15 protein-coding genes are annotated in these 12762 nt (G+C 63.0%); 9 read left to right on the top strand and 6 right to left on the bottom strand.

Annotated features, from left to right (window positions below; genetic code table 11):
• Positions 1 to 200 precede the first annotated feature (200 nt).
• The 3 genes from ACFIQF_RS06280 to ACFIQF_RS06270 form a co-directional block, all read right to left on the bottom strand.
• Entirely contained in the window at positions 201 to 344 is a 144-nt protein-coding gene (locus tag ACFIQF_RS06280) for a hypothetical protein (protein WP_393941144.1), read from the bottom strand.
• 141 nt (positions 345 to 485) lie between these two features.
• Entirely contained in the window at positions 486 to 1685 is a 1200-nt protein-coding gene (locus tag ACFIQF_RS06275; RefSeq protein ID WP_393941203.1) for a threonine ammonia-lyase, read from the bottom strand.
• A gap of 121 nt (positions 1686 to 1806) precedes the next feature.
• Positions 1807 to 2460: a TenA family protein gene (locus tag ACFIQF_RS06270; RefSeq protein ID WP_393941142.1), complete on the bottom strand. Its 654-nt coding sequence runs from the start codon at positions 2458 to 2460 to the stop codon at positions 1807 to 1809.
• Positions 2461 to 2617: 157 nt separating this feature from the next.
• Here ACFIQF_RS06270 and ACFIQF_RS06265 point away from each other — a divergent pair, with 157 nt between their 5' ends.
• A complete protein-coding gene (locus tag ACFIQF_RS06265) occupies positions 2618 to 2980 on the top strand; it encodes a RidA family protein (RefSeq protein ID WP_393941140.1) in 363 nt (120 codons plus the stop codon).
• Between the two features lie 53 nt (positions 2981 to 3033).
• Here the strand turns inward: ACFIQF_RS06265 and ACFIQF_RS06260 are convergent, their stop codons facing one another.
• Entirely contained in the window at positions 3034 to 3420 is a 387-nt protein-coding gene (locus ACFIQF_RS06260; RefSeq protein ID WP_393941138.1) for a nuclear transport factor 2 family protein, read from the bottom strand.
• Positions 3421 to 3668: 248 nt separating this feature from the next.
• Here ACFIQF_RS06260 and ACFIQF_RS06255 point away from each other — a divergent pair, with 248 nt between their 5' ends.
• Genes ACFIQF_RS06255 through ACFIQF_RS06245 form a run of 3 tightly spaced genes read left to right on the top strand, consistent with a single transcriptional unit; the run spans position 3669 to position 6028 of the window.
• Complete coding sequence (locus ACFIQF_RS06255) at positions 3669 to 4631, top strand: tripartite tricarboxylate transporter substrate binding protein (protein WP_393941137.1); 963 nt, start codon at positions 3669 to 3671, stop codon at positions 4629 to 4631.
• Positions 4632 to 4638: 7 nt separating this feature from the next.
• A complete protein-coding gene (locus ACFIQF_RS06250) occupies positions 4639 to 5409 on the top strand; it encodes an SDR family NAD(P)-dependent oxidoreductase (protein WP_393941135.1) in 771 nt (256 codons plus the stop codon).
• 7 nt (positions 5410 to 5416) lie between these two features.
• Positions 5417 to 6028, top strand: a complete 612-nt coding sequence (locus ACFIQF_RS06245; protein WP_393941132.1) for a pseudouridine synthase — start codon at positions 5417 to 5419, stop codon at positions 6026 to 6028.
• A 15-nt stretch (positions 6029 to 6043) separates the two neighbouring features.
• On the opposite strand, the gene ACFIQF_RS06240 is transcribed toward ACFIQF_RS06245, so the two are convergent.
• The gene (locus ACFIQF_RS06240) at positions 6044 to 7168 is read right to left on the bottom strand and encodes a hypothetical protein (protein WP_393941130.1); all 1125 of its coding nucleotides are present in this window, start codon (positions 7166 to 7168) and stop codon (positions 6044 to 6046) included.
• Between the two features lie 383 nt (positions 7169 to 7551).
• On the opposite strand from ACFIQF_RS06240, the gene ACFIQF_RS06235 reads away from it, so the two are divergent.
• Positions 7552 to 8217: an ankyrin repeat domain-containing protein gene (locus tag ACFIQF_RS06235; protein ID WP_393941128.1), complete on the top strand. Its 666-nt coding sequence runs from the start codon at positions 7552 to 7554 to the stop codon at positions 8215 to 8217.
• Positions 8218 to 8246: 29 nt separating this feature from the next.
• On the opposite strand, the gene ACFIQF_RS06230 is transcribed toward ACFIQF_RS06235, so the two are convergent.
• Positions 8247 to 9158 carry a LysR family transcriptional regulator gene (locus ACFIQF_RS06230; RefSeq protein WP_393941126.1) on the bottom strand — a complete coding sequence of 304 codons (912 nt, stop codon included), beginning with the start codon at positions 9156 to 9158 and terminating at the stop codon, positions 8247 to 8249.
• A 120-nt stretch (positions 9159 to 9278) separates the two neighbouring features.
• Between ACFIQF_RS06230 and ACFIQF_RS06225 the strand changes: the two genes are divergently transcribed.
• The 4 genes from ACFIQF_RS06225 (at position 9279) to ACFIQF_RS06210 (ending at position 12700) form a co-directional block, all read left to right on the top strand.
• Positions 9279 to 10055 (top strand): SDR family oxidoreductase, encoded by a 777-nt coding sequence (locus tag ACFIQF_RS06225; RefSeq protein ID WP_393941125.1) that lies wholly within the window; start codon positions 9279 to 9281, stop codon positions 10053 to 10055.
• A gap of 347 nt (positions 10056 to 10402) precedes the next feature.
• Positions 10403 to 10675, top strand: a complete 273-nt coding sequence (locus ACFIQF_RS06220; protein WP_393941123.1) for a hypothetical protein — start codon at positions 10403 to 10405, stop codon at positions 10673 to 10675.
• Positions 10676 to 10803: 128 nt separating this feature from the next.
• Positions 10804 to 11229: a hypothetical protein gene (locus ACFIQF_RS06215; protein WP_393941122.1), complete on the top strand. Its 426-nt coding sequence runs from the start codon at positions 10804 to 10806 to the stop codon at positions 11227 to 11229.
• A 106-nt stretch (positions 11230 to 11335) separates the two neighbouring features.
• Positions 11336 to 12700 carry a glycerophosphodiester phosphodiesterase family protein gene (locus ACFIQF_RS06210; RefSeq protein ID WP_393941120.1) on the top strand — a complete coding sequence of 455 codons (1365 nt, stop codon included), beginning with the start codon at positions 11336 to 11338 and terminating at the stop codon, positions 12698 to 12700.
• The last annotated feature ends 62 nt before the right edge of the window (positions 12701 to 12762 follow it).

The raw sequence follows: 12762 nt of genomic DNA, 5'->3' as shown, positions 1-12762 counted from the left end.
GCCCCCAAAACGGCGATTCCCGACCTCAATATCTATGCATTTGATGCATCACTATATGCATAAGAAATTTGATACCGGTTTCTTTTCTGCAGCATCTGTCGCCAACGGCTGCAGACCACCCTGGTAACGACGCTTTGCTTTGACGCCAGGCAAGAAAAAACCCGCCTGACGGCGGGTTGCGTGCTGGAGTGAGCGGTGTCTCAAGCCATGTGGACGGCGATGAAGGCCAGCAGGAACATCATCAGCGCGCCCACCACGGGCAGCACCACGGGCATGAGCGGGAGAATGGCTTCCACCGCGTCATTGGGCGGGGGCGTGGTGTCGTCATGGTGGTGGCTGGACATGGGGCTTTCTCCGATCAACTCAAACAAGAAGGAAATCAGGGCGCGCTATTGGGCTTAGCGCAAGTTGGCATTGTAGCCAGCAGTTTTTGCGCCCGGCTTGGGCACAAACCCCAAGCCAGGCGGCGCTGGGCCCAAGCATGCTCAAGCCAGCTCTACTTGCATGCCAGCGGCGCGCAACTTGTCCATCACTTCCTGAATGTGGTTGTTGCTGCGGGTTTGCAGCACGATGTCGATCTCGGTGTTCTGCGCGGCCAGCTTGGTGAAGGCGCGCTGGTGGTGCACTTCTTCAATATTGGCGCCCGCCTCGGCCACGATGGCGGTGATGCGCGCCAGCATGCCGGGAACATCGCGCGAGCTGATGCGCAAACGCGCCAGCCGGCCCGAGCGCACCATGCCGCGCTGAATGATGGAGGCCAGCAGCAGCGGATCGATGTTGCCGCCCGACAAAATCAGCCCCACCTTCTTGCCCTTGAAGCGCTCCGGGTAGCGCAGCAATGCCGCCAGGCCGACCGAGCCCGCACCTTCGACCAGCGTCTTTTCAATCTCCAGCAGCATCAGCACGGCCTGCTCGATATCGCCCTCTTCCACCAGCACCAGGTCGTCGACCGTGGCGCTGACGATTTCGCGCGTGATCATGCCGGCCGTCGCCACCGCAATGCCTTCGGCCATGGTGGAGACACCTACCGGCAACTCCTTGTGCTGCACGGCGTTGAGCATGCTGGGAAAGCGCGAGGTCTGCACGCCCACCACTTCGATGCCCGGCTTCACCGCCTTGGCTGCGGTGGCAATGCCGGCGATGAAACCGCCGCCGCCTACGGCCACGAGCAGGCTGTCTAGATCGGGGTGGTCTTCGAGCATTTCCAGCGCCAAGGTGCCCTGGCCGGCGGCAATGTCTTCGTCGTCAAACGGGTGCACAAACACCAGTTGCTGCGCATCGGCCATTTCGTAGGCGTGGATGCGGGCTTCTTCCAAGGTGTCGCCATGCAACACCACCTCAGCCCCGAAGCTGCGTGTGCGCTCCACTTTGACGCCGGGCGTGAAGCGCGGCATCACGATCACGGCGCGGATGCCCAGTTGCTGCGCGTGGTAAGCCACGCCTTGCGCGTGGTTGCCGGCGCTCATCGCGATAACGCCCCGAGCGCGCTGCTCGGCCGTCAGCTGCATGAGCTTGTTGCAGGCACCGCGCTCTTTGAATGCGGCGGTGAACTGCAGGTTCTCGAACTTCAGATAGACCTTGGCGCCGACGATGTGCGACAAGGTGTGCGAGTACAGGCAAGGCGTGCGTTCGACCTTGCCTTCGATGCGCTGCGCGGCAGCGCGGATGTCTTGAATGCTGAGCATGGTGCGGTGCATTTTGGGGAGTTTCCAGTCTGCAGGCAAGTGCTTTTTTCGCATTCAAAGCAGCGGCACAGGCCCGCACAGCGCTATGGTTTTTTCAGGCCATGGCTGCTGCCGCTGCGGATCAGCCCTGGTAGACGTGGTCAAAAAACGCGCGCTCCAAAGCCACGGCGCGGCCAAAGAAATCGGCGGCCTCGGCGCGACCCTCGGGATCGAGCTTTTCGCCCACGCGGTCGAGCTCGCCACGCAGCCAGCCAACAAAGCCGCGGAAGAAATCGTTGGCATGCAGGTGAATCCACTCGGCATGCTCAAAGCGCGGCGGCATGGCAGCCAGCGGCTTGTCAAAACCGTCCAGGTACAAACCTTCGGCCACGCAGAGCACGGCCAGGCAGTTGGCGTATTTCTGGCTGCGGGCGGCTTCGGCCATCAGCGCCTGAAAACCCACGGTCGGCAAAGTCAGCTGCGGCTCCAGGCGCTCAGGCTCGGGCACGCCCAGCGCGTCGAAACTGCGGATGAAATAGGTGTTCTCGTCGCTGGTAATCATGGCCGCGAACTGCGACAGCGTGACACGCGGCGCAAACACGTCGGCGCTCGCAATGGCGGCACCCAGCAAGGCGACAAAACGGTTGATGAACTGGTAATCCTGCACCAGATAGCGGCGCAGCACGGCGTCGTCCAGCGTCCCGGCCATCATCTCGGCGATAAAGCGGTGCTGGGTGCAGGCGTCCCAGTCGGCCTGGTTCTGGGTGAGAAGGAGTTGGGAGAATCGGTGGTGCATGGCGTGCCATTGTGCAGCAAGCGGCCGCAAAAACCGGGCCGGGCAGATACGCCGCGCATGCCATGCGCTATGATTTTTGCTTCTGCGGGCCAGGCCTATTGAGCGCTGCCGCCCGGAGCCACTGATTTTTCGCGACCCCATTCACAGAAAGACGAACATGACCTCTGCCATCGACCGCCGCCATGTGGGCGCCCGCCTGTCCGAAACCGCCATCTTCAACGGCACCGTCTACCTGGCCGGCCAGATCCCCGAGAACAGCCCCGGCGCCGACATCAAGACGCAGACGCAAGAAGTGCTGGGCCACATCGACCGCCTGCTGGCCGAAGCCGGCTCCAGCAAGCAAAACATTCTGCAGTGCCAGATCTACCTGACCGACATCAGCGAGATCGGCCAGATGAACGAAGTCTGGGACGCCTGGGTGCCCGCCGGCCACACACCACCCCGCGCCACCGTGCAAGCCCAGCTGGCCAACCCTGCCTACAAGATTGAAGTGGTAGTGGTGGCTGCTGTAGCGCGCTGAGCGTTGATGCAGCCTGCCGGTTCGCCAGACTGGCGCGCCGGCTTGGGCCCAGCCTAGGTTTGCGGCAGCGGCGTGCCCTGGTGCGCAACCAGGCGCAGTGCGCCGTCGCTCTCTATGCACCACACGGCCAAGTAGCGGCTGAGCACGCGCTGCTCGCGGCCATCCAGCACCACCTGCGCATCCACCACGCCAGAGACCATGGCGCTTTGCTCGCCGGGCAGAATTTGCACGCGCAGATCGGTAAAGCGCACGGCCAGGCAACGCAGCGCGCCGTGGGCCATTTTGTTGAGCAATTGCGAACGGCTGTCTTCCACGCCCGACGAGTGCACAAACACCATGCGGCTCGACAGCAAAGGCGCCAGCGCCTCGGCACTGTTGTCCACCAGCGCCTGGCAGCGCTTGGCCTCTTCGTTCAATACCCAGGTTTCTATGCTTTGCACCGCTCACCGCCTCTCGTGGGGAGCAGCTTGCCACTCCGATTTTTTGCTTTTAACAAAAGAAGCCAAAGATTTTAAACAAGTGAGCGCTCGCAAGTTTTGATTTTTCGCAACTATCCGCTGGCGGCAATAGGCCAGCCCAGCAGCCCAGGGCCAAGCGCAGCCGCTGTCTGCCGAGCGACAGCTTGCCCGCTGCCGCTGCGGGCCGCATCCATAATGCGCGCTTTGCCCACATTCCAGGAGACAAGCCCATGCAACGCCGCCATTTTCTGCAAGCCACTGCCGCCGCTGCCGTGGCCCCAGCCGCCTTTGCCAAGGGCAAGCCGATCCGCATCATCGTGCCATACGCGGCGGGTGGCGCCATCGACTTGAGCGTGCGCAAGATGGCCACCGTGCTGGAGCCAACGCTCGGCACCATCATTGTGGACAACCGCCCCGGTGGCGGCGGTGGCATTGGCATGACAGCCGTTGCGCGTGCGCCGGCCGACGGGCTCACCATCGGCATTGCCGCCGTGGCCACCAATGCCATCAACCCCTGGCTGTTCCAGTCGCTGCCTTATGAGCCGATCGACGATTTCGCGCCGATCACGCAGATGACGCGCATTCCCAACGTACTGGTGGTGAACGCCGAGATGGCAGCCAAGCGCGGCATCGAGAGCTTTGCCGACTTTGTGGCCTTCGCCAAAAAGGAATCGGGCAAGCTCACCTACGCCAGTGGCGGCAACGGCAGCGCCGGGCATCTGGCTGGCGAGCTGTTCAAGCGTGCGTTGGGGCTGGACATTGTGCATGTGCCCTACAACGGCGGCGCGCCTTCGCAACTGGCCCTGCTCTCGGGCCAGGTGGATTTCTCCTTCGACAACCTGGCCAGCGCTGCCAGCAACATGCGCGCCGGCAAGCTCAAGGCGCTGGCGGTGACCACGGCCGAGCGCAGCGCCTTGCTGCCGCAGCTGCCGGCGGTGGCAGAAAGCTTCAAGGGCTTCTCCATCGACACCTGGTGGGGCCTGGTCGCACCCAAGAACACGCCGGCCGAGACCGTGCAGGCCTACAACCAGGCCATGGTCAAGGCGCTCAACAGCCCCGAGGTGAGCCAGCTCTACCGCGACATGATGATGGAAACCGTCACCAACACGCCGGCCCAGTTTGGCGCTTTCATGCGCAAGGAACTGGCGCACTACCAGGAGGTGGTGAAGCTCAGCGGCGCCACCGTGGGCTGATCCGATGATGACAAGCGAACAAGCACTGCCCGCCGACTTGCTGCGCGAGCACAGCGTCTTCATCACCGGCGCCGGCCAAGGCATTGGCCGCGCCGTGGCACTGGGCCTGCACGCCATGGGCGCGCAGGTGCTGGTGAGCGATGTGAACGCCGCAGCAGCCGCTGAGACCGCCGCGCTGATCGGCAATGCGCCAGCACTGCCGCTGGATGTGTCTGATGCGCAGGCCTGCGCGCAGGTAGCCGCCCAAGTGGCCGCCGCCATGCAGCCCGGCCGCAAACTCTTGCTGGTGAACAACGCTGGCGTGCGCCCCAAGCATGCCTTCGACAGCGCCGACCGCGACGAGCAATGGCAGCGCACGCTGGACATCAACCTGGGCGGTACGCGCAATACCATCCACGCTTTTCAAAACCTGCTGGCGGCCACACAAGGCTCGGTGGTGAATGTGGGCTCCATCGCCGCGTCGCGTGCGGCTGCGCAGTCCATTGCGTATTCCACCTCGAAAGCGGCGGTGGAAATGCTCACCAAGGTGATGGCCTTGGAGCTGGCGCCGCAGGGCATTCGCGTCAACGCAGTGGCGCCCGGCGTCATGCTCACTGCGATGACCGAAAAAACCCGCCAGGACCCGCAGCACGTGGCCTACATGCTGCGCCGCATTCCGCTCAAGCGCTACGGCGAACCAGCCGAGATTGCCGGGCCGATCGCCTTTCTGGCATCACCCCTGGCGAGCTACGTCACCGGCGTGGTGCTGCCTGTCGACGGGGGCTATCTGATCTCATAATGCGCGCATGCGCTCCCGCTCCAGCTCCGTTTCACCCTACCGCCCGCGCCGCCCCGAGCCGCAGGCGCCCACCGCGCCTGCGCGCCTGCTGCGCTTTCACAAGCCCTACGGCGTGCTCAGCCAGTTCACGCCCGAAGGGCGCTGGACGGGGCTGAAAGACTGGATCGACGTACCCGGCGTGTACGTGGCCGGCCGTCTGGACGCCGACAGCGAAGGCCTGCTGCTGCTCACCAACGACGGTCAGCTGCAGGCTCGCATCGCCGACCCGCGCCACAAAATGGCTAAGACTTATTGGGTGCAGGTGGAAGGCGTGCCCAGCGAGGCCGCGCTGCAGCAGCTGCGCGATGGCGTGCTGCTTAACGACGGCAAAACCCTGCCCGCACAGGCCCGCCTGCTGGAGCCGCAACCCGAGATGTGGCCGCGCAACCCGCCGATCCGCGTGCGCCAGTCCATCCCCGATTGCTGGATCGAGCTGGTCATCCGCGAAGGCAAAAACCGCCAGGTACGGCGCATGACGGCCGCCGTCGGCCACCCCACTTTGCGCCTGGTGCGCATGGCCATCGGGCCTTATTCGCTGGAAGGTTTGCAGCCCGGCGAGTGGGCAGATCTGCCGCTGTAAAGCGGCACGGCGCCACTACTGCGCCAGCATCGACAGCGCTTCCAAAGCATCACCTTCGGGCAGCGCCACCGCCTGCCATTCGCGCTGCCACGGCCAAGGGCGGAAGTACTCTACCGGCCACACTTCCACCTGCTGAATTTGCCCTTGCAAGCGCGGCGCCAGAGCGTTGAGCAGCGGCCTGCGCTGTTGCTCGCAAGCCTGTTTTTGCGCCAATTGCTCGCGCCGGTGCGAAAGGCTCAATGCCGCCATGGCGCTGGGCTTGGGCAGGCATTGCACCGCCGCCAGCCAACGCACGGCGGCAGCATCGCCTTCGCCCAGGCTTTGCAAGACTTGCGCATACACCTCCATGGCGCTGGAGTTGAGCCGGCCGGCGAGGCGAATGTCCAGCGTATCGCCCTGCAAGCGGTAACGCGCAGGCACAGCCGCCGTCCACGAGGTAGTGCCATGGCGGCTGTGCATGCTGGCGGTGATGCGGCGGCTGCCCTGCACCAGCAAGGGTTCTACCAATTGCAGCAAAGCGGCATTGCGAGCGCTGGCCTCTTCGGCGCTGCTGGCTGGCGCCAGGGTAATGTGCACCGGCATGCTGTCGTAACCGCGCAATTGCACGCCCCAAGCCTTGAGCCCGGCCTGGTTGGGCGCCAGCAGAGCAATCGCCAGCATGGCGGGCACAAAAGCAACCGCACCCCAAATCCACCAGATCGGCGACATGCGGCTGGCGTTCCAATCCTGGCCCTGGCGCAGCAAGCTGAAGCCGGTTACCAACTGGCCCAACAGCCAAACCAGCACCAGCACGACCACTGCGCCAGCCAAGCCGGTGCCCATTGGCATCATCTGTTCGGGGTGCAGGCTGTCGGGCAGAACAAACAGCGTCAACCAGCCGGCTGCGGCAGCAGACAGCGCTGCCAGCATGGCGTAAAACGGCATCCAGATTGGCGTGCGCAAGCGGCCGTTTTCTATCAGACGCGCAGGGTCCTGGCGCGCACGACGGCCCTCAAAAACCCAGCCTATGCGCACGGGCTGCACCAGCACCAAGAACACCACAAACCCTGCCAGCGCTGCAATCAGCAAAGGCAGCCAAAACCACAGCAGGAAAACGCTGAGCAGCGCGATAACGATAAATGCCAGCACCAGCAAGGCCACATTGCCGCTTTGCTTTTTGCGACGACTCTGCCAGCCTGTGCATAAGGGCCGGTGGGCGGTTGGAACAGGCGAGGCCTTTTCAGGCTGCAATGGCCGCTGCGAGCGCCCGCAGACAAAGCGCATGGCGCTTACACACAGCAAACACAGGGCTGCCAGAATGGCAATGTAACTCTCAGCAGCCTTCATACTCTGGAATGGATAGCGCTAAATGGTGGACAGGCGGGCACCGCGCCCGCTTATCCACCGATTCTGGCATGCTGTTGCCGCGTTATTGGTGCTGCATTGCCATTGTGGATAAACAGCATGCTTACCCACAAGCCCAGCGCAACCCTAGGCAACCCTGCCTGCTTGTGGATAAAAAAACCAACCCGGGAGCCGACCTTATGCGCCGTTTCACTTCCTTCTTGCTGGCCGCTGCCTTGGGTTTGCCGCTGGCGCCTGCCTGGGCCCAAACCATGACCACTTCTGCCTTGCACCAAGCCGCTGCCGCCAATGACAGCGCCAGCATCCGCCAACTGCTCCAAGACGGCAAAGCCCTGGACGCACGCGATGCCCAGGGCCGCACCGCTTTGCTGGTGGCCACACACGGCAACCACACCGAAGCGGCCAAAGCGCTGATCGATGCCGGCGCCAACGTCAACGCCAAAGACGATATTCAGGACAGCCCTTACCTGTACGCCGGCGCACGCGGCCACCAGCAGATTCTGCTGATGACGCTGGCCCACGGTGCCGACTTGCGCAGCACCAACCGCTACGGCGGCACGGCGCTGATCCCGGCTGCCGAGCGCGGCCATGTCGAGACCGTGCGCACGCTGATCGGGGCCGGTGTCGATGTGAACCACGTCAACCGCCTGGGCTGGACGGCGCTGCTCGAAGCCATCATCTTGAGCGACGGCGGACCGTGCCACCAGCAGATCGTGCAGTTGCTGATAGACGCCAAGGCCGATGTCAACCTGGCCGACAAAGACGGCGTGAGCCCGCTCGCCCACGCCAAGCAGCGCGGCTACAGCGCCATGGTGGCCATGCTCAGCAAGGCCGGCGCGCGCTGAACTGCGTCAGCACCAACTGATCTTCGGCTCTATGCCGGCTCAATAGCGCCGGCCTGCGCCAGCAGCAGCTCCACCCAATCGATGAACACGCGCACGCGGCGCGACAAATGCGTGCGGTGCAGGTAGATCACATGCACCGGCATGGCGGGCGGCACAAACGCCGGCAGCACCTCGACCAGCTCGCCCGCCTGCAAATGCGCTTGCACGTCGTAGCGCGGAATCTGAATCAGCCCCAGGCCGGCCAACGCGCAGGCGATATAGCTCTCCACATGGTTGGCACCCACCGCGCCCGGCATGGCCAGACTGTGCAGTTGGCCCGCCTCCAACCACTCCCAGGGCGCAGCGCGGCCGGTGCTGGGCGAGTTGTAGTGCACCGCCTGGTGTTGCGGCAAATCTGCCGGGGTTTGCGGCGTGCCGTAACGCGCCAGGTAAGCCGGGCTGGCGCAGTTGATCAAATGCATGGCGCCCAGCGGTTTGGCCACCAGGCTGCTGTCGGCCAGCGGGCCTACGCGCAGTGCGCAATCCACATGCTCCAGCACCAAATCAACAGCGCGGTCGCTGGAGCCCAAGTCCAACTCCAGGCCTGGGTGCTGCGCCAGCCAGGCGGGCAAAGCCGGCGCCAGCAACAAACGCGCCACGCGGCTAGGTACATCCACGCGCAGCCGCCCGGCCACCGACTGGCCGCTGGGGCGAAAGCGCTGCTCCAAATCTTGCATCTCGTCGACCAGGCTGCCAGCGCGCTCTACCAGAGCCTGGCCGTCCAGTGTCAGCGCCACTTTGCGCGTGGTTCGGTGCAGCAAGCGCGTGCCCAGACGCGCTTCCAGCTGCTGCACGGCCAACGACACCGTGGGCCGTGGCATGGCCAGTTGGTCGGCTGCTTGCGAAAAGCTGCCAGTGGCAGCTACGCGCAAAAAGATCTTCAGCAGGTCGATGCGGTCCATGGCACAAACTGGGCAAACATTGTTAGTAAATTCTGAATAAACATGGAATAAATTCTATATTTATCTTTGAATAGCAACCAATTACGCTGCAAGCCTCTGCTTATCCACAGGAGTTTGTGCATGTCTTCCCCTCACAGCCTGCAAGGCAAAACCGTTTTGATCGCCGGCGGCGCCAAGAACCTGGGCGGCCTGATCGCCACCGATTTCGCTCGCCATGGCGCTAAAGCCATCGCCATTCACTACAACAGTGCAGCCAGCAAAGCCGATGCTGAGCAGACGGTGGCCGCCGTGCAAAAGCTGGGCGCCCAGGCCGTGGCTTTGCAAGGCGATCTGAGCACCGCCGCCGCAGTGGAAAAACTGTTCGCCGACACCATTGCCGCCGTGGGCCGCCCCGATATCGCCATCAACACCGTCGGCAAGGTGCTGAAAAAGCCCATGGCCGAAATCAGCGAGGCTGAGTTTGACGAGATGGATGCGGTCAACAACAAGGCAGCGTTTTTCTTTTTGAAGGAAGCTGGCCTGCACCTGAACGACGGCGGCAAGATCTGCACGCTGGTGACCTCGCTGCTGGGCGCTTTCACGCCGTTCTACGCCTCGTACGCCGGCACCAAAGCCCCTGTGGAACACTACACCCGCGCAGCGGCCAAAGAGTTTGGCGCCCGCGGCATCTCGGTCACCGCCGTCGGCCCCGGCCCCATGGACACGCCCTTCTTCTACGGCCAGGAAAGCGCCGAAGCGCAGGCTTACCACAAGAGCGCCGCCGCCCTGTCGCCAAGCAGCAAAACCGGGCTGACCGATATTGAAGACGTGGTGCCCTTTGTGCGCCACCTGGTGAGCGATGGCTGGTGGATCACCGGGCAAACCATCTTGATCAACGGCGGCTACACGACAAAATAAGCTTGATCAAGGATTTCCGGGAGGGCAAGTGTGGTGGCGAACCTGGCTGCAGTGCTTGCGCGGAAAGTCTTCGTTTTGAGGTGGCGATATGAACCCGTATGCGTTGTTGCTGGGGCTTGCCGTACAGATGTACTGCCTGCACCCGGATGGCCGGCCCCGCCAGACGCCTAGCCTACGGATTCATCTCGCCATTGGAGCGAGTGATTCCAGTGCCCGCATCGCTGCTAAGTGATGCTGTTTAAATACCAGCCCATCAAGCGTTTGTCTTTCCCGGAAATCTGTAGTGAATCCACAATAAGCGCAGCGCCTGCCTACCGGCAGGCTTGCGCCAACCACAAGGAGACGCCATGCATATGCTGCTGGTGATGGTTACCGGTGTTCTGCAGCTTGCCGTATGCGTGCTGCTGGGCAAGCTCTGGGGCGCAGATGCAGCCAGCATGGCAGCAGCGGCCAAGCTCTTTATTCCGCTGTGGCTGGCGATCACGCTCGTCAACATGTGGATAGGCGTGAGCAAAGCCGGCTACACGGTGGCGCAAGAGCTGCCGATTCTGCTGCTGAACTTTGCCGTGCCCGCAGCGCTGGCGCTGGCCGTGGTGTGGTTTATGAGCCGCAGCAGCTAAGGCACTCACCAGAGAGCGGCATGCACAAATGCCGCGCTGCAACATCGAAATTGCTGGGCGAAGCGGGCCACTTCGCCTACGCTGCTGCTCGTGTCCATGCAAGCGTGGGGTGCGATGTGGCGGTCAAGATGAACATCCTGAAAAGCAGTACCTGGCAGCGCCGAAAAATCGGCACCGCCGTGTTCAACGAGCAGCACAACTTCAGCCTCGCACCCACGGGCGAGGCCACAAAAACCTACACGCTGCAAGAGCTGCAATCGGTGCAGTGGGAGCCCAATGGTTTTACCGACCATGTGCTGCGCAACCCGTTTGGCACCTTTGTCGCGGCTTTTCTCATCTTTTTGCTGCTCGACATCGTGCTCTTTGCCGTGGCCCGCCGGGGCTTCTCGCTGGGCTTTCTGTTGGGCTTTGCGGCCATGTATGCCGCGGGCTCGGCCTTCGGCAAATCGCACCGCGCACGTTTTCAGTTTGCTGATGGCAACTCGGCGCTGCTGGGCATCTCCACCGGCTTTGCCAGAAAACTGCGATCTCTCAAGCCTGGCATTGGCCCGTGAGCGCAGCTGTTGCAAGCCCGGCACGGCCCGCTGCGCTGTCACACCACAGTCATACCGGGACCGCAGCATCCATCCACACTTTTTCCTCAACCCTTGGCGGATACTTATGACAACACCGACTACCAAGTTTCGTTTGACTGCGCTGGGCACCGCCCTGCTGGGCGCCACATTGCTGAGCGCCTGCGGCGGGGGCGATGACGACGATGTGAAATTTCTCACGCTCGACGGCAAGCAGCCCCAGGTGATCGCACACCGCGGTTACTCGGGCCTGTACCCCGAGCAAACCAAGATGGCTTACGAGAAAGCGATCGATGCCGGTGCCGACATGATCGAGTTGGACATGCACCTGACACGCGACTGCCAGCTGGTGGCGCGCCACAATGCTTGGCTCAGCGACAGCACCAATATCGCCGATGTGGCCAAGGCCAACGCCGAGGTAGCCGCCCGCAAGCGCACCACCAAGGGCGTGCTGGTCAACGTGAAATACCCCGCCATTGCCGCCAATGGCCCTACGCAGTATCTGAGCGACCTGATCGACCCGAGCAACCAGAAATCCGTGCTCAAGCCGCTGGTGGTGGACGGCGAGGACCATACCAACGACTGGTCCATTACCGACTTCACGATGCAGGAGCTGCGCACCTGGATTGGCGGCACCACGCTGGACAACCGCGCCGACCGCCCTACTGAATGGAACGGCAAGCTGCCGCTGATCAGCGCGCAAGAGGTGATCGACATTGCCGCGGCCAAAGGCAAAGCTTTGGGCCGCAGCATCCCCGTCTACGCCGAAACCAAGAACCCGTACTGGAACAACCAGCAGGCCATTGCCAACGGTTGCGGCAAAGGCAGCAACCCGTTTGAAGACGCGGTGATGGCGCTGCTGGAGAAGAACAAGCTCAACAGCAAAGACTCGGCCATCTACATCCAGAGCTTTGACCCGGCCAGCCTCAAGTACCTGCGCAAAGCCGGCATGAAAGCCAAGGGCGTGCAGCTGATCGACGGCAACGACTACAACTTCCAAGACGGCTCGGTCGGCTACATCACCAGCGACGAGTGGACCTTCATCAGCGGCCGCCCCTACAGCTGGACGCTCGCCGGCGACGCCCGCACCTTTGCTGTGATGCAAACCCCGGCCGGCCTGGCCGAGATCAAAACCTATGCCGACGGCATCGGTCCCTGGAAACCCCAGGTGCTGGCCCACTCGGTAGTGCCCTACAAAACCGGCGCGGGCCTGAAAGATGTGAACACCTTGAAGGACACCGGCCTGATCGCCAACGCGCACAAGGCCGGCCTGGTGGTGCACAGCTTCACCTTCCGCAACGAAGCCGGGCGCCTGGCCGGCATCTTCAAGGGCGACCCGGTGCAAGAGTTCCTGGCCTACTACCGCCTGGGTATCGACGGCGTTTTCACCGACTTCACCCCCACCGGCGTGAAGGCGCGTGATGCGTATATTGAAGAGCTGAAAAAGCAATAAGCCCGCAGCGCGCCAACGCCAAATGGCTGCACCGCAAAGGACGCTTCGGCGTCCTTTTTTCA

The sequence above is a fragment of the Comamonas trifloxystrobinivorans genome (genome assembly GCF_043359985.1).
In the GTDB taxonomy this organism is placed as follows: domain Bacteria; phylum Pseudomonadota; class Gammaproteobacteria; order Burkholderiales; family Burkholderiaceae_C; genus Comamonas; species Comamonas trifloxystrobinivorans.
Note: the sequence above shows the minus strand (reverse complement) of the source record. Positions and strands in the feature narration are given on the sequence as shown.